This window comes from Oliverpabstia intestinalis, from assembly GCF_009696065.1.
Classification (GTDB): Bacteria; Bacillota; Clostridia; order Lachnospirales; family Lachnospiraceae; genus Oliverpabstia; species Oliverpabstia intestinalis.
This window is the reverse complement of record NZ_VUMS01000007.1, coordinates 46,346-62,270: the sequence shown is the minus strand read 5'-3', so window position 1 is coordinate 62,270 and position 15,925 is coordinate 46,346. Positions and strand designations below refer to the sequence as shown.

General features: G+C 41.9%; 16 protein-coding genes. 1 reads left to right on the top strand and 15 read right to left on the bottom strand.

Features of this window, described 5'->3' with window-relative positions; translation table 11 throughout:
• Positions 1-12 precede the first annotated feature (12 nt).
• The 13 genes from FYJ57_RS04895 to FYJ57_RS04835 all read right to left on the bottom strand — a co-directional run bounded on the left by FYJ57_RS04895 (position 13) and on the right by FYJ57_RS04835 (position 13,610).
• Positions 13-960 carry a SpaH/EbpB family LPXTG-anchored major pilin gene (locus FYJ57_RS04895; protein WP_154431737.1) on the bottom strand — a complete coding sequence of 316 codons (948 nt, stop codon included), beginning with the start codon at positions 958-960 and terminating at the stop codon, positions 13-15.
• A gap of 256 nt (positions 961-1,216) precedes the next feature.
• Positions 1,217-2,593, bottom strand: coding sequence for an isopeptide-forming domain-containing fimbrial protein (locus tag FYJ57_RS04890; RefSeq protein WP_205839912.1), 1,377 nt, complete (start codon positions 2,591-2,593; stop codon positions 1,217-1,219).
• A 208-nt stretch (positions 2,594-2,801) separates the two neighbouring features.
• Positions 2,802-6,743 carry a SpaA isopeptide-forming pilin-related protein gene (locus FYJ57_RS04885; RefSeq protein ID WP_154431735.1) on the bottom strand — a complete coding sequence of 1,314 codons (3,942 nt, stop codon included), beginning with the start codon at positions 6,741-6,743 and terminating at the stop codon, positions 2,802-2,804.
• A 27-nt stretch (positions 6,744-6,770) separates the two neighbouring features.
• A complete protein-coding gene (gene lepB / locus FYJ57_RS04880; RefSeq protein ID WP_154431734.1) occupies positions 6,771-7,355 on the bottom strand; it encodes a signal peptidase I in 585 nt (194 codons plus the stop codon).
• Complete coding sequence (locus tag FYJ57_RS04875) at positions 7,352-7,642, bottom strand: DNA repair protein (RefSeq protein WP_154431733.1); 291 nt, start codon at positions 7,640-7,642, stop codon at positions 7,352-7,354. The genes lepB and FYJ57_RS04875 overlap by 4 nt, the downstream gene beginning before the upstream one ends.
• Positions 7,635-9,095, bottom strand: coding sequence for an isopeptide-forming domain-containing protein (locus FYJ57_RS04870; RefSeq protein ID WP_154431732.1), 1,461 nt, complete (start codon positions 9,093-9,095; stop codon positions 7,635-7,637). Before FYJ57_RS04870 ends, FYJ57_RS04875 begins: the two co-directional genes overlap by 8 nt.
• An 82-nt stretch (positions 9,096-9,177) precedes the next feature.
• Positions 9,178-9,657 carry a hypothetical protein gene (locus tag FYJ57_RS04865; RefSeq protein WP_154431731.1) on the bottom strand — a complete coding sequence of 160 codons (480 nt, stop codon included), beginning with the start codon at positions 9,655-9,657 and terminating at the stop codon, positions 9,178-9,180.
• Complete coding sequence (locus FYJ57_RS04860; RefSeq protein WP_205839911.1) at positions 9,644-10,798, bottom strand: AfsR/SARP family transcriptional regulator; 1,155 nt, start codon at positions 10,796-10,798, stop codon at positions 9,644-9,646. The genes FYJ57_RS04865 and FYJ57_RS04860 overlap by 14 nt, the downstream gene beginning before the upstream one ends.
• A 63-nt stretch (positions 10,799-10,861) precedes the next feature.
• Positions 10,862-11,047: a hypothetical protein gene (locus tag FYJ57_RS04855; RefSeq protein ID WP_154431729.1), complete on the bottom strand. Its 186-nt coding sequence runs from the start codon at positions 11,045-11,047 to the stop codon at positions 10,862-10,864.
• Positions 11,048-11,287: 240 nt separating this feature from the next.
• Positions 11,288-11,545, bottom strand: coding sequence for a response regulator (locus tag FYJ57_RS04850; protein WP_154431728.1), 258 nt, complete (start codon positions 11,543-11,545; stop codon positions 11,288-11,290).
• On the bottom strand, positions 11,538-12,527 hold the full coding sequence (locus FYJ57_RS04845) for a sensor histidine kinase (protein ID WP_154431727.1): 990 nt from the start codon (positions 12,525-12,527) through the stop codon (positions 11,538-11,540). Before FYJ57_RS04845 ends, FYJ57_RS04850 begins: the two co-directional genes overlap by 8 nt.
• Entirely contained in the window at positions 12,517-13,176 is a 660-nt protein-coding gene (locus tag FYJ57_RS04840; protein ID WP_154431726.1) for a PDC sensor domain-containing protein, read from the bottom strand. The genes FYJ57_RS04845 and FYJ57_RS04840 overlap by 11 nt, the downstream gene beginning before the upstream one ends.
• A gap of 50 nt (positions 13,177-13,226) precedes the next feature.
• Positions 13,227-13,610: an Hpt domain-containing protein gene (locus FYJ57_RS04835; protein WP_154431725.1), complete on the bottom strand. Its 384-nt coding sequence runs from the start codon at positions 13,608-13,610 to the stop codon at positions 13,227-13,229.
• 182 nt (positions 13,611-13,792) lie between these two features.
• On the opposite strand from FYJ57_RS04835, the gene FYJ57_RS04830 reads away from it, so the two are divergent.
• On the top strand, positions 13,793-14,113 hold the full coding sequence (locus tag FYJ57_RS04830; RefSeq protein WP_154431724.1) for a hypothetical protein: 321 nt from the start codon (positions 13,793-13,795) through the stop codon (positions 14,111-14,113).
• A gap of 129 nt (positions 14,114-14,242) precedes the next feature.
• Here the strand turns inward: FYJ57_RS04830 and FYJ57_RS04825 are convergent, their stop codons facing one another.
• Both FYJ57_RS04825 and FYJ57_RS04820 read right to left on the bottom strand, forming a co-directional pair.
• Entirely contained in the window at positions 14,243-15,184 is a 942-nt protein-coding gene (locus FYJ57_RS04825) for a nucleotidyl transferase AbiEii/AbiGii toxin family protein (protein ID WP_154431723.1), read from the bottom strand.
• Positions 15,184-15,792 carry a type IV toxin-antitoxin system AbiEi family antitoxin domain-containing protein gene (locus FYJ57_RS04820; protein WP_154431722.1) on the bottom strand — a complete coding sequence of 203 codons (609 nt, stop codon included), beginning with the start codon at positions 15,790-15,792 and terminating at the stop codon, positions 15,184-15,186. Before FYJ57_RS04820 ends, FYJ57_RS04825 begins: the two co-directional genes overlap by 1 nt.
• Positions 15,793-15,925: the final 133 nt, after the last annotated feature.

The window sequence follows — 15,925 nt, the reverse complement described above, 5'->3', positions numbered from 1 at the left end:
CAGATAGACATATTATGAGTTATGATACATTCTTCTGCGGGTTACCAGAACGATTCCGGCACCGATCACAAGGATTGCACCGATTACGTAGAAGATTGTTGTACCGATGCCACCTGTGGATGGAAGCTCAGCACCACGCTGGTTCACGATTTCAACACCACCACTTACATATTTTGTAACATCCTGATCATTTTCTACAGTTGCTGGATTGTCATTATTATTAATTGCTACTTCAACACGACTTGTAAGAATATTATATCCAACTGGAGCTGTTGTCTCTTCAAGATAATATGTCTTTGTTCCATCAAGACCCTGAATTCGTGCTTTACCTGCTTCGATAGCTACTCCTGTTTCAGTTGCTTCTGCTACACGATAAACACCATCAGAAATCTTAACAACAGGAATTTCGTTTCCACCAGTTGCTGCATCATAAAGTTTGAATTCTGCACCTGTTAATACTTCATCTTTATCATTATCTTTTACAATATCAAAATAATATGTTTCTGTAGTTGTTGTTCCGCCATTTAATTCTTCGTCATTATATTTAACTTTTGCAGCATTCGTTGCATAATCTATTGCTTCTCCAGTAACTGTTGCAGAATATGTTATAGTAACCAAAGATGGAGAATCATATAATGCATTGTAGGTACCATCTCCATTGTCTGTCTGCCATGGGATAGTAATAGTTAATTTTCCTGTATCTGTTGCTTTATTAACAGTGTATTTAGATGTTTCTAAAGTAGTATTACCAACTTTAACATCTACACTAGACGCATCAATATCAAGAGCAGTTGGAGTATCTTCAACTTCATACTGTGTAATAGCTTTCGTCAGTTTATCATTTGTTTCAAAGTTTGTTGCATTGAATGTAATCTGATAATTAACAACATCACCGATCGCTGCTGTATTTGAACCACTTAATGCTGTTGTTGTTCCATTTTCTGTTGTTGTCGGAACCAAGTCCGGATCGGGTGTATCACCCGGTTCTTTTTCGTTCCGGTGATGCTAAGGCATCATGTAAGTAGTTGTAACCCCCGGGAGCCCGGCCTGTCGGTCAGGCTCCCTTTTTGATGGGTTAATGTTTTGTTTTGGTGAGGTGCCCTACCGGAAAAGTGGCAGGTGGCCTCAATAGTATTGCTTAGTTCCCCTATCATTCTTCACTCTGATTTCAAAGCTCAAATGCCGAGGTGCCATGTGCGTTGATCAGGTGTTCCAATTACTTGTTAGCATTCATGCGACGGCGAGTTACCAGAACAACGCCAGCACCGATTACAAGGATTGCACCGATGATGTAGAAGATTGTGGTACCGCTGCCACCGGTGGACGGAAGAACTGTACCCTGCTCGTTAATAACAGTGATTTCTGCTGTATTAGTAGCATCTTTAACCACTTCTACAGATTTTCTTACATCGAGCTTATTATATCCATCCGGAGCTACTGTCTCTTCGAACCAGTAAGTACCCGGCTCAAGACCACGGATGTTTACACCAGTACCATCGCCAGCATCGATTTCAGCAGTTCCTTCTGCATCAAGATAATAGCCAGTATTATCTTTTGAGAACGTGAGTGCAGTGCCACCTTTCTCGGATGTGAAGAGGTTGAACTTAGCACCAGCCAGTGCATTCGTTCCGTCAGTTTTCTTAAGATTCACATCATAGGTCTTAATATCGGTGTGATCCACAAAGTGCTGCTTAGAATAATCAATCTCAAATGTGTTCGGGATAGCAGTTGCAATTGCTGCATTCTCATTTACAACAGCGCTATATTCAATCTTAATGACAGTATTCTCTGCCAGTGTAGCAATATAATTGGCAGCAAAAACGATTTCAAATCCACTATCTGTAGCAGTCAGTTCATAGTTTGCAGCCGGAACAGCTGTACCATTTACTTCTACTGTAATCTCACCATCAGTATGGTTCAGTGTAAGGCCAGTAGAAAGGGTATCGGTTGCAGTGATTTCGTAATTTGCACCTTTACCAATCTTGATCTCAGCATCGTAATAAACTGTATCGCCGATGTTGACATCAAGCTGTGCATCCGCATATGTGCCATCTTCCAGGCCCTGTTTTTTATCAGGAGTAGTAACGGTGTTTTTCTCTACTACAGTTGCAATGTCGGTTTCGTCATGCAGAGCAGCGAAGGAACCAGCAGTAGATGTAATAAAGAAATATCCTGTTCCCAGACCAGTAAAATTAGCTTGATGATTTGCACCAGTTACCGGTCCAAACTTGCCAAGAGCGTTACCCAGATCAGTTAAGTGTTCTTTCAGATACGTAGCTGCTCCAGCAACATCAACTAAATCTGCATTACTTACTGTATACTGCGTTCCATCGGAAGAAGCTTTAAATGTGAAACCTGCATCCGTAAGAACAGTACCAATCTGATCATATTCAGCTTTTGTCAGATAGTAAGAAACCGCACGCTCGTCACCAGTCTTACCATTGTCAGAGTAGTTCAAAATCTTATAAGCAGTATACTCTTCTCCATTGATAACTTCTTTGACTTGAACTGTCGCAGCGAATGCGCTCACGCTCATACCAAGTACCATTACCATAGCAATCAGCAGAGCGAAGATCTTTCTTAATTTCTTCATATTATTCATTCCTTTCTTTTCTGTCCCTTTGGGACAATCATATTGTTGTTCGCCCGTGAAGGGCAGGTTATTATTGCTGTTTAACCACAGCTGGTATATTATGGCTGTTTGTCTGATTACTCGACTGACTATCTTCCAGACAGCCATGTATTTAATTATTTATATCTGGTTTCAGATTCGGCGTTTTTTTCGTCGAGATCAGAGGCAATTAATTTAACCTCCTTCCTCTACTCCTCATGATGAAACCGTACATCCAAGCGGCGATGAACATTAATGCCAATCCGCTTAATGTATAAGGTAAGGTACCGGAACCACCGGTGTTCGGGAGTTCAATTCCCGGGTTATTCTGTATTGTAATAACGTAAGTGTTGGTATTTGCGTTTAATACAGCCAGTTCTTTTCCGACGGAGGTGCCCTCCATCGTTGCGGAGATGCTGCCGAGGGCATCTACCACGATTTTTACACGATGTGCAAGCTTATTATATCCCGCCGGTGCGGATGTTTCTACCAGATAATAGGTTCCTTCGGAGAGCTTGTAATTCTGGTCTGGCGTAAAATCTCCATTCTCATCGGATTCCAGATTATCTTCTACGACAGTCGTTCCATCCGCCTGATACAGGGTAAATACCGCTCCCGGTAATGGGTCATTGCCCTCGTTATGCTTCATAAAGGAAACATAATCTTTCTGATAATGGTTTTTGAAGGTAACCGTGTTATCAATAAAGTTATTCTTTGAATCTTCCAGCTTCACTCCCGAAGCAACCGTTCCGTTCCCATTACTGCCGACAGCCACTTCATATTCTGTCTTCTCATAATAGGTTCCGGCTGCTGCTCCGTCTGTGTCCGAGGTGATATTTTCAATAACCTGATATTGTTTTCTCGGGTCAAGCTGACGGAAGGTATACTCTGCATTGGTAAAGCTTGAATAGCTGATGGTGTAAAGTTCATTCCAGGTAGCACCATTGTCAGAGCTTTCTTTCAGGGTATAGGTTGCACCGTTATATTTTTCCGTGGAAGGTGCGGCCTCAACTTCATTTCCTTCTACAAAGAACTTTTTCTTAATTGTCAGGCTTTTCGAGTGCCGCTCTGCATTATTCTTTACCTTAACCGCTACATAACCGGCGGCAGGAACTACGGCAGAACCGCCTTCACTCGAATTAATCAGGTTACCACTGCTGTCTGTAGAGGTATAAGTAACATCATAAATTCTTCCAGTATCCGGTTCCACAACCTGAATCTCAGTTCCGGCTTCAATACCTGCAAATGTGGCAATCTGTCCGGCCTTTATACTGAACTTGCCGTCTGCATCTGTGGTATGAGATACTGACGTTTCATCCGATAAGGTATATTTCTGATTAGCGGCTCCGACATATTCATTGCTTCCGGCAACTTTTTTCTTTAACTGAAGAATATAGGTTTCTTCTGCTGCCTGAGTAGAATCCAGGCCTTCTACTGTTTTGCTGACGGTAATACTTCCATCCGGAATCGGAGGGATGTTTACCTTCATTTTCAGATTTGATGCACCGGCACCACGTTCCTGATAGAAAATCTGAATCTTGTGCTCTGTACCATCGGCAAAGGTGTCTTCATCCCATCTGGTTGTATTCAGGGTTCCAGCCTTTTCAAACATATTTTTAATGGTTGTATAATTCCAGTTCACTGCTTGATTCGTTTTCTGATTGGTATACCCGACAACACCGGTAGCAAAATTGATAAAACCGCTCTGTGCATCATGAATACCACCAAGGTCAAGAACCAGGGTTCCGTCGATGTATACAACCATATCATCGTCACCGGTGAATTCATAAATCATATCACTGCCGTTGACCTGACCGTTTACCGGCTGATAAAAATCTGCCGTTCCATACATGCCGAAGTAGAAATTATTTCCTTCATTAAAATCGTAAAGGGCTTCATTGTATCTTGGGTTTGTATTGGATAATGCGGTACCATTATCATCATATAAATTTCTATTTCGGATAGAACTGGTTTTCAGCGTATTGTACGGCATGAAATTGCCTCGTTTATAGTAGAATTTATTGTCACCACTCGGTGTTCCCAGCTGGTTATACACCGTAAAGTTGCTTCCACTTAAGGATGCAAAGTTATCTGCACTGTTATAATAGAAGTATCCCGTCTCGTCGTATACCGATTTTAAGAACAGGTGCGAAACTTCATTGGACTTTGAAAACAGGGATTCAAGAGAGGTTCCGCCGACAGTTTTCAGGATATCTCCTTCTATCGTGGATGCGTACAAGCCCTGCTTCGTTGAGCCGTCTCCATAGCTTCCGCCAATATTGATATCGTTTCCGGCCTTCGAATAATCTGTCATATAAAGATGGAATCCAAGAGCCTTGTTATCGACGGTACTTACGGTCGTCAGGCTGTTTCCTTTACTGTAGATGGCATAAATCTTATCCTCATCCTCGATTTCAGCGGTATGCGTTGTCTCTTTCGTTTCTCCTACCGGCATCGTAGTATAGGTATACTGCCATTTCACATTGCCATCTGCATCGGCAACAGGTTTCAGCTTATTCCCAATCGTTTCTCCCTTTGGATACACAATATCTTTATGGACAAGCTGTACATTCTGAAATGTATAACCATTGACTGCATATTTACTTAAGTCAAGCTCTGTTACACTCTCTTCGGATGCCGCAACCGTATTTAAGGTAGCATTTGTCGTTATTTCTTTTCCAGCCTGGTCTACAAAGAATACTGTTGCACTGTTTTTATTATTTTCCCATGTAATTGTAAACTTGGAAAAAGAGCCAACCTGAAATTCAGCCACCGCGCCGGATTTGTCAATGGAAACGGTACCGGAGGTCTGATCATTAGTATCTGCGACCTTATATGCAACGGCTTTTCCGGAGCTTTCATCGATATGCTCCACTTCCATCGTGTTTTGTAAGTCCTGCTCATCCACATTTTCCGGCAGGCTCTTTCTTTCAATCTTCACACCAACCGGTGCTGCCGGTTCCATTTCTTTTCCGTCTTTATCCACAATCGAAATGTCTAAAGCATCCAGTCCCATCGATGAAACATCGAAGAACTTGTTTTCTGCTTTTTTCTTCTCTGTTACCAGAGCCTTTGCCTCTGCATATTCCTGCGAACTTTCGTCAAACTCTGTGATTTTAAGGGAAGCTCCTTCCGGTATCTTCGCATCTGCTCCGTATGTAACAGTTACAGTATATGTTTTTCCATCTGCTGTAAGCACGTCACCGGTCAGGGTCTCCGTCCCCACAATCGCATACACGGAAAAGCTGTCAGCATCAAATTTTACTTCATCCATTTTTCCGTTTTTTTCATTTGTCTTGACATCCAGAACTTCTGTCTTATTGCCGAAATGGACAGATTTAACTTTTCCTTTTTCAGGTACTTCTACCTTGTCATCATAAGTAATCTTTACTTCAACCTTAGCTTCCGGCTCGATCTCTTTTCCATCTACCTCGAAGGAGATATCAAAGAATCTTGCGAAGGAGATATCTGTTTCATCACCGCTCGCTACAGCTTTCTGAGCTTTCTCATAGTAGCCGTTATATTCAGCAGTTCCAGTTTTGATCTCACGTACCTTAAGCTTTGCATCCTTCGGGATGTTAGCTTCTGCAGGACAGTCAACCTCTACAGTGTAGTCTGCCTGATCGACTTTCAGTGTACGTGCCTCTGCTTTTTCTGTGTCTTCTGTCTTTTCTTCAGCTTTATCTTCTTGATCCTCGGATTTTACATCCTTATCTTCGGATTTCTCTTCTTCGGTATTGGCTGCAACTTCTTCTTTCTTATCTTCCTCTTTTGGATAACATGCTTCTGAATGAGTATGCTCCTGCTTACCACAGATCAGAACATTTTCATAGCATGCATCTGAATGAGTGTGCGCCTCAACTGATTCCTCACCTTCAGTTTCAGAGCTCTCCGATATACTCTGCTCCTCTTTGTTACAGATCAGCTTTTTCTCGTAGCATTTCTCTGTATGTGTATGTTCCTCCTGGCCGCAGGTTGCTTGACGCGACATTGTGATTGCCGGATGAATCAGCAGGCAACTGGTAAGCAGTGCTACCACCAGAGATAAGGAAATCATAATCTTCTGCCACTGTTTCCGCTTATGTTTTTTCTGCAGAAGATCGGCAGTATTCTTAAGAAACGCTTTTCCCATTTGGATTCCCTCCTTTTCCTGAATTTACTAATGAACCGGGCCAAACTCATTTAACGGCCAGACTCTTAACAACAATTTTCCTACGATCTGTTCATCCGAAACGCACCCTATGCTGGTACTACGGCTGTCTACAGAAACGCTTCTATGATCTCCCATGACAAACACCCTTCCTTCCGGAACCTGATAGGGAAGTGTGATGTCACATTCACCAAGTGCATGATCATCTACATAAGGTTCATCAAGCTTCTCTCCGTCGACATATACGTAACCGTCTTCGTCGATGTCCACCCATTCTCCCGAGCGGGCGATAACCCTTTTTACCAGGATCTTATTGTTATAATAGAATGCGATACAGTCTCCTACTTCATAGCCGGAATTCTTAAGAGATATTACGATATTTCCATCTGTAAGATTCGGCGTCATGGAAGAACCATGGATACGTAGTACCGGGAACACCAGAACCGCGATCAGTACTGCAATCGCCGCCACGATCACCAGTGTGTACACTGTGCTGCGAAGCATTCGCCCGTATCTCTTCTGATATTTTATCCGCTTAAGCTCCTCTTCCAGATCTTCAAGTGGAGGTATCGGCGGTGTCTGTCTGTTTTTCATTCTTCTTCCCTTCCGGATGCCGGTCTTCCTCCGGCCGGTACCCCAATGTTTTCAAGATACTGATCCGCCGCAGCCTGTGCTGCTTCGAAGATACCACTGAGCTTCAGTGCCGCCTCTGCAATGGAACCGGAATTCTCGATCATGATCCTGCGATCACTAAGCTTCTCTTTTGCTTCTTCCAGCTCTTTTTCCAGCTGTTCGACATGCTTTTCCGATTCGATCAGCATCTCCAGAAGATCCTGCCGGCTCAGCTTTTTCAACAGATCCTTTTCTTCTCTATTACTCATGTCTTTTTCTTCCCTTCAGGTAACGATTACCGACAAGAACGAGAATCACTGCAAGTGCTGCTGCAAGGATTCCTATATAGAACACGATCGGTGTGTTATCTCCTGTTTTAACCCCGTTGGACTTCTTATCAGATCCATCGGAATCTTTCTTATCTCCGGAATCACCGGATCCGCCGGATCTTGATTTCTTCGTATTTGTAATTGAAATATCAGTGTTCATCTTACCCTGTTCAACTTTGGCTTTTCCCTCGCCGCTAACAACATAGCCAAAACTGTCTTTGTCGATGAGATTGCCATCTTTGTCCGTCTCATATACATAATAGGTAATTGTTTCATCACCTGATTCTCCGCCGAGAGGAACATTTACTGTTACTGTACCATTCTGAACCAGCTCTATATTCTGATACAGATCTGTTCCTTCTTTGTCTCGGAAGACTCCGGCATAGAATGTATCTGAAACAGTTTTCTGTTTTCCATCAACGATAACTTTCTTTTCAATATTGATGGAACCCTGATAGAAGAATCCGCTTGGAAGGTCGTAATACAGATTGTAAAATGCAACAGATCCTGCCGGTGTCTCTGCCTTACCATCCAATGTAACTTCCTGACTGCTTCCATTCTCAAGCTGGCATACCCATGTGTATGGTGCATCTGCCTGAACTTCATCTACAATATATGCATTGCCATTGCTGTCTGTCTCAAAGATGTAATAAGTTCCTTCCTGAAGATTCTCAAACACTGCTGTACCTGTGCCGACACCCTTCATGTGGATCTCTTTGATGTAATCCGTTCCGTATGGAACCTTTCCTGCCTTATCCTGGAAGATTCCCACGTAATAAACTGCATCTGCCGGAATCAGATCAACCACCTCGAGTGCTTCAGGATCCATATATCCGGTTTTCTTTGTAACCTCAATTCTTCCATCCGCTTCTTTTACAGGAGCCTGGGCTTTTGGCTCTACCGTGAGATCACTCTTGCGGCCGCCATCTGTTACATAAGGAATAGCTGCCAGGAATGGGGAAACCGTTCCGTACTCGCTCTCACCGCTGTTCTGTACCAGCAGGTACATGCCCCATGGAAGTTCTGATAATTTCATTGTGCCGGATTCATCTGTCTTTCCGGATACGGAATCGATTTTTTCAAGTCCTTTTGCGGAAGCAAGCTTCAGTGCTGCGCTGTCCCAATCGGTTGCATATTCCAGTTTATCAAGCTCCACTCCTGTATCCTTAAGACTGTCATCCAGTGCCCATTTTCCTTCTGATCCGCTCCAGTTACCTACGCGGTATGCGATAAATCCAACATCATTCTTTGGAGTGTCCAGATTATTCAGCTTAACTGTGATGCTTCCCTCTTCTGCTGCAAGAACATCCTTTTGCAGTGTCAGTGGAAGTCCCAGAGCCATAATCATCAGAAAAGCCCAAAAGATTGTTCGTAAATGTTTTATCTTTTTCATTGACCCTTCATCCTTCCTTTCTCATTTTCTTTTATATGTTATGTTGAACAATTCCATTTATTTCTGTTTAAAAAATACTTTGTCAGCTTGCTGACTTCTGTTGCATTTCAATCATCACTTCCATGATCTTCAGCATCTCCAGCTCGCTTTTAAACTCCCGGACATGGCTTCTGTCCGGCATACATACCGTTCCCTGCCATCCTGCCTTTCTTCTGGACTCGACGATAATGTCTATCGTACAACATTTTCCCTGCTGTTCCCATATCACATGGTCAGGAACGATTTCTTCAGGAAGTCGGTAACTTGCGCTTGTAGTTTCCTTTTCCCGAAAGCTTCTCGCCTCCATAAATCGCTGTGGATATCCTTTTTCATCGAAGAGCATGTCCGCTTCGAGAAGCATCTTGCTTGTACTTTCAAACTCCATAACGTCGTCTGTCATTTTGCTGTACATCCTGCCTGCCAGCGTCTCGCCCTCCCGATCGATACAGACCCGGATACCGTTCAGCGGATAAAATCTGCTTTTTCTTTTTTCTTCTGTCATTCTGTTGTCACTCACATTCATAGGCCGAAAGCTCCTGCAGCTCTACCTTGAGTTCCAGCCTCATTTTATTTAATGTGTCCCGAAATTGCCTCTCTATGCGCTCCCCAACCTTGATTCCTGATTCATAAGAGCACGCCGGAAGCAATACGATAAACTGTGTAACGCTATACCGGGTCACCACATCTCCGATGCGGAGTGAACTGCGTAGCTGCTTTTCCAGTAAAGACATTCCCTTTTCCAGGACCGGATCAACTGCCGTTCCTTCGAAGATCTTATTTTTTCTTCTTAAGGTCAGGAACATAACATATTCTGCCATCCCAAACCTCTTTAACCTTCTTGATTCCATCCTGTAGATCTGACGGAATACCTGATAGTCAGTGAAGAATGCACCTTTTGTCTCTTCCAGTGTCGATAAATCTTTTTGCAGTTCTTCAGCGTCTGTTATACTGTCACCGTTCTCAGTGAGAAGCTTCTGGAATTCGGCCCGTAGCTTTTCCGGATAATAATTTCCCATGCTCTCATAGAACATTTTGTTGACTTTTTCATAGTGCAGCATAGCCAGATCGTATTTGTTCTGTCCGTATAGGCTTCGAAGGAACATGATCTGTATATCCTCATCGAGTGAATCTACTTTCATGGCCTGACTGCTGTAAGTCTCGATCTCAGCCCAGCGCTTCTGCTGTTCCAGCAGGGCACATAAGACTTTTACAGTGTCAAGGTACTGTGACTGATATCCCATAACTCTTGACAGGATCCACGACTCATTCGCGATACGATTGGAAACATTTCCATTATATGTGGAAACGATCTGTGTACAGAGCTTTTCTTTTTGAATCTCATCTTTTAAACCCCTCAACTCTGACAACTTCTTTTCCCACTGCTCATAATCTGTCTCCACTTCGATTTCCGGATTCCACTGATATGCTTCAGCATGTGTACAGATGTATTCATCATCCCCTAGTACCTTCAGTGTATTCCTCAGTCGATAGACCAGATTTTTCAGTGACCCTTTAGGATTTCTGGAATCATTGTCCCAGAAGATCTCAATCAGTTTCTGATGTGTCTGAACCTTATCACGGTAAATCAACATATATGCCAGCAGTCTGATCAGCTGATTGGAAGAAATCATATCTTCGCTCAACGTCCCTTTGTCTGACTGCAAACAAAAGTTTCCAAACAATTGTAGCTTTATTTTTTTCATATTCCCAATCCCTGTATAAAATATTTAGAAGGTCTTTCTTTCGATAAAACCTTTTTCATTTTCACCTACCACAGAATCTACCAGGCGGAGCAGCTCCATCACACTTCTGAAAGTCTGCTGCTTCTGACCGTTGACCCAGCTCACCCTGCCCTGCCAGGTACTGTCCTGCGTATCAACAACTTCAATAATAAATGTTTGTTTTTTCTTCATCTTGTACTCATCCCCATACGTCAGGTCGCTATATTTAACTAACTTTTCTTTATTATACATACCAGTTGTCACATGGTGGTCATTTTTAGAAAACTTTTCCAACTTTTTTTCATAAAAAATTACTTCTATACCAGATATAGTTTTTTTCTATAATCCCGGTTACCTCTCCGGGACAATTACATCTATTAGGGAATAGTTTCTTCTATATAAAAGGGAAAAGGACAGGAACATCATCTGCCCCTATCCTAAAAATCTAGTCAGTGCCTCCATAAGCTCAGGTATCTCGATTGGCTTCGCAATATGCCCGTTCATACCGGCTGCATAAGCATTTTTCCTGTCTGCCTCAAAGGCGTTGGCTGTCATCGCCACGATAGGAATTTCCGCTTTTTCCCCGCCAAGCTCACGGATCTTTCTAGTTGCATCATATCCATTCATATTGGGCATCTGGATATCCATCAGAATCATATCATAATAATCTGCATCAGCCTCATTAACCATATGGACACAGATGACACCATCTTCCGCCCATGAAATCAACCAGATTTTTAACGATCGCCATTCCGAGACCAGAACCGACGGTTCTACTTTCGGTTGAACTGTTTTCACGGGTGAATGCTTCAAATATATGCGACAGATACTCTTCTGACATTCCGATACCCGTATCCGATACAACACAGCGGTAGAGCCCGAACTCTTGCCTGTCGCATGGAAGCTCGCCCAGCTCCATTGTGACGCTGCCGCCTTCCGGCGTGTATTTGATCGCATTACTTATTATATTAAGGTATACCTGTTTAAGCTTGAGCTCATCACAGATTATATCCGGATGCGTAACATTTTTTTTACTTATAAACTTCAGCTTTTTCTGTCTGATCTGTTCATCAAACACCGAGCTGATCGTATTGTTGAGCTGATCCACACTCCAGAGCGTTTCGTCAAGCTCCATCTTCCCGCTCTCAATACGGGACATCTCCAGCACATTATTTATAAGAGAAAGAAGGAAATCACTTGAATATCTGATCTTCTCTATATAATTCCGCATTTTCTCCTTATTGTCCATATTCATCTCGAGCAGATGCGTATAGCCGGTAATCGCATTAATAGGAGTCCGAATATCGTGGGACATATTAAGTAGGAAGGTTGTCTTCGCTCTATTGGCAGCTTCTGCCATGACCCAGGCTTCGGAAAGTTCTTTTTCCTTTGCATTTCTTTCCCTTGTACTCTCAGTAACATCACGAACAGAAATCAGCATATGATTCTCAAACTGCTTATTATCAGAAATTGTATACTTATTCTGAAGCTTATAGATCTCACCTTCTACAACCGCATCATACTCAATATAATAATCCGTCTGCCGGCCAAGAACCTCTCGAAGCACGGAAAGCCTTGTGGCATTGAGAAAACGCTCACGGTCATATTCAGCGACATAAGCTTTGGAGTATTCTGCAGCGCAGTTCGTATATTCACTGAAATCACTGTCCATCACTCCCTGAAACACTGCGCATGAGCAGATTTACTTTATTATATGCAAGTTCTTCGGATCTTACCTTTGCATCTTTCCTGTATGTAATAATCAAGTAAATAAGAAATACCACAAATATGACTGTAATAATCCAAAAAGTCCTTCTGCTGTCCCTGTTCGCAGACCGCACAATAATATCCGAAACCGTACTTTCTGTCAGAAATCCGATCGTAATTCCGCAGATTTTATTCTCAAAATACACAGGAGCATAGAAACCGATCAGCTTTTCTCCGGTGATCCTTGACTTTAGCACCTCACAGATACCGGATTGCCCATTCATTCCACGCTTAAAGTAATCTCGATCCTTAACATTCGTGACTTTGCCATCACTTGCATAGTCTGTACCATCCAGAGAAATAAACCGGATTATATTAAAGCGGGATTTTTCTTCAAGTCCGGCAAGAAGGTCAAGATCTACATCTGTGTTTTTAATTGATTTTCCATACAGATATGCAACAGATTCAATGGAGGAGCATTTGTCAGCAAGTACATCCGCCACATGGCTCGAAGCATTATCTGATAGCCCGTCTATATATTTATCGATCTGATCAAAATTTCTTATTCCATTACGATAATGTGCATACAGAATCGTCAGCATGATAAAAAGCATCAGTAAAAAACGCTTATCACATACCGGATAGAATTTTTCGTCATTTTCATTTACACATCAGCCTCTGAATTCTGTTCCAATTCCATAAGAGCTTTGGTAACCGCCTCGTAATCTGTCGTTACACGCTCAAACAACTCTCTGCAGCTCTCTTCATCAGGTATCCGGCTTTCTCTGTCTCTTAAGAGCTCTGTCAGTTCACCTGAAGAGATACTCAGCCGTGCAAAGGCTAGATTCGAACTGACACCTTTCAATGAATGTGCTGCAAGAAATGCCCTCTCATAATCTCCGCACTCCAAAGCCTTGTGTAAATCCCCAAAACTTGGATCTGAAAGAAATTTTAATGCAAATTTTTTTACCGTTTCTTCCCGTGGAAGACGCTGCATTATTGTTTCATAGCTTCCTCCAAATGAATCATAACATTCCTTTAATAACATAGAACCTCTCTCCCCTAATAATTTACTTTTTCCAATCAAAATATACTATATCTATGCCAGCTGTTTCAACATAATCCCTTGATTTGTCACAAAAAATGACATATATTTCAAATGACACTTGATATAATAATATCATGAAAGGTGACAGGAAAATGTAATTTAACGATAAACTGGTTTTTCTTATGAATATATCTCAGGCTTCAAATAAGGAACTTGCAAAAAACATCTCTGTGGACCCGTCACTGATCAGCCTTTTACGTACAGGCAAAAGAAAACAGCCACAAAATCGGGACCATATTAAAAATATGGCATCATTTTTTGCAAAGAAATGCTCAGCAGATTATCAACGCAACGCTCTGTCAGAGATGTTGGGACAGAGCTCCATCAGTCCAAATATGCCGGCAGAAATACTGGCAGAACGATTGGACCTATGGCTTACGAAAGATCCCGATATCACGGATCAACTTTTCCAAGGGATGGAAACAGTTCCTTCAAAGCCATAGCAAACATCCGATTCAGGTACTGGTCTCGATACAGAAAAAGGAGACTGCTTTTATTTTGGGGAAAACGGACGCAGATATGTAATGCGAAAAATCATGCAGATAGTTAAGAACACAGAAACACCGGGACACTTATTGATCGAGTGGAGTTAATGGCATTGCAATACATCCCTTCAGATTTGACCATTTTTTCGCATTGCTTTTCCATATGTTTTGCCACTCTTTCTCATTCACTATCGCATCAAACACAGGCTCAAGAAAAATCTGGATTTCTTCAATGACGAATGGAAACTCAAGTGTGTTATCTTTTATGGTTTTCAAAAAGAACTTCCAACGCTTCTGCATATCTTCATCATTGGCAAGTGCAACAACACGCTTAAAACTATCTCTGTCATAGGGAGTACCACGCCGCTGTAAGGTTTCAAATATAGCTGCCTGCAATTTTGCACCCTCAAAATCGAATGTATTTGAAAGATAATAAATGTCATAAAAATCTTTCATTCTGCCTGTCAGCTCGAAGCGTTGCAGTATGGCATCAAACTTTTCGGCAATGGTGCTTTCAAGGGAATAAGTTTTGATTACAGGGGCTTCAAAGTCTGGAAGCTGAGTGTTGATTGTGCGTTCTTCGGCACAGGGGACTATAATATCACCCACACCTATATCAACATTGAACGGCACACGCACATTTTTTATTTGAGCAATAATCTGTGTACTGATACCGTGATATTTTCTTTGCGGAGAAATCTCTTCAAAGCCTTTTGCTCGCATTTCTATATAATCGTTACCAGTCGGCGTGTCGATGATTTTACAAATCAACTCTTTTACATCATCTATTGTATTAGAGTATCCACGGAGCAAGAAATCGACATCAATTGTTGCTCTACTTTCAAAATTAGTTAAAGTATAAATGAACAATCCACCTTTGAGTATTAGCGTATCCTCACACCCAGATTTTGATAGCTTTCTCAAAAATTCTTCCTGCACAAAAAGCTGCAAGCATTGCTGGTAGCTGATACCAGAAGCTTTTGCTTTATTTCTCAGCTTTGCCAGAACGGAAGCTGCAACATCTGCCATTACAACCACACTCCAATCAATTCTTTTACACGCGTTTGAACACGCAAAACTTTCGCATATTCTATAAGATTCGGTATATTCTTTTTCGAGTCTTTAACATAGCCCTGTACTGCTTTATTAAAAACCTCCTTATCCATCTTGTTCATATTTCGCAGCACATCGCAAATAGTACGGTCACGGTCATAAATGCGGACTTTGTGGAAATCAATTTCACCTTCGGTTTCGCCCAGCGTAACCAACTCTGACTCTACACGATATGCCTTTATAAACGGATAATCGATTTTTGTTCGCCGCTTAGAGACATTTTTATCTATTGCAAAGTTCCATTCAGCAGGATTTCTGTCACTGTATCTATAATAGAATAGGGCAGTCTCCATACAGAGCACTGCATCGGGAAACAATCGATTGATAATGACAACTTCGCTTTCGCCATAATCTTGAGTCCAGTGATAGTAACCTCGCCTGACTCTTTCAATCAATCCTTCGTCTAAAAGTTGTTTTATATCTGCATAGTATAACTTTGAAGCTGTAAGTTCAGCAGTAGTCATAACATAATTATGACTGCTAAACAACATTCTCAGTGTCTCAATATCTTTATTCTGAAGCATATCTTCACCTCTATTTAATCGCCCTTAATTAGACCAACGATTGGGCACTTTACTATATCATATTCGATTTTTCTCTTTAAGTCAACAATAGCAAAGTGAACGCTTTTAATTATATCAATCAGGCAGTTTAGTA

Excerpts from the sequence above, each read along its gene's own strand:
- FYJ57_RS04890 (WP_205839912.1), bottom strand. The coding sequence starts at position 2,593 with ATGAAGAAATTAAGAAAGATCTTCGCTCTGCTGATTGCTATGGTAATG.
- FYJ57_RS04885 (WP_154431735.1), bottom strand. The coding sequence starts at position 6,743 with ATGGGAAAAGCGTTTCTTAAGAATACTGCCGATCTTCTGCAGAAAAAA.
- lepB (WP_154431734.1), bottom strand. The coding sequence starts at position 7,355 with ATGAAAAACAGACAGACACCGCCGATACCTCCACTTGAAGATCTGGAA.
- FYJ57_RS04875 (WP_154431733.1), bottom strand. The coding sequence starts at position 7,642 with ATGAGTAATAGAGAAGAAAAGGATCTGTTGAAAAAGCTGAGCCGGCAG.
- FYJ57_RS04870 (WP_154431732.1), bottom strand. The coding sequence starts at position 9,095 with ATGAAAAAGATAAAACATTTACGAACAATCTTTTGGGCTTTTCTGATG.
- FYJ57_RS04865 (WP_154431731.1), bottom strand. The coding sequence starts at position 9,657 with ATGAATGTGAGTGACAACAGAATGACAGAAGAAAAAAGAAAAAGCAGA.
- FYJ57_RS04855 (WP_154431729.1), bottom strand. The coding sequence starts at position 11,047 with ATGAAGAAAAAACAAACATTTATTATTGAAGTTGTTGATACGCAGGAC.
- FYJ57_RS04850 (WP_154431728.1), bottom strand. The coding sequence starts at position 11,545 with ATGGTTAATGAGGCTGATGCAGATTATTATGATATGATTCTGATGGAT.
- FYJ57_RS04845 (WP_154431727.1), bottom strand. The coding sequence starts at position 12,527 with ATGGACAGTGATTTCAGTGAATATACGAACTGCGCTGCAGAATACTCC.
- FYJ57_RS04840 (WP_154431726.1), bottom strand. The coding sequence starts at position 13,176 with ATGCTTTTTATCATGCTGACGATTCTGTATGCACATTATCGTAATGGA.
- FYJ57_RS04835 (WP_154431725.1), bottom strand. The coding sequence starts at position 13,610 with ATGTTATTAAAGGAATGTTATGATTCATTTGGAGGAAGCTATGAAACA.
- FYJ57_RS04830 (WP_154431724.1), top strand. The coding sequence starts at position 13,793 with ATGAATATATCTCAGGCTTCAAATAAGGAACTTGCAAAAAACATCTCT.
- FYJ57_RS04825 (WP_154431723.1), bottom strand. The coding sequence starts at position 15,184 with ATGGCAGATGTTGCAGCTTCCGTTCTGGCAAAGCTGAGAAATAAAGCA.
- FYJ57_RS04820 (WP_154431722.1), bottom strand. The coding sequence starts at position 15,792 with ATGCTTCAGAATAAAGATATTGAGACACTGAGAATGTTGTTTAGCAGT.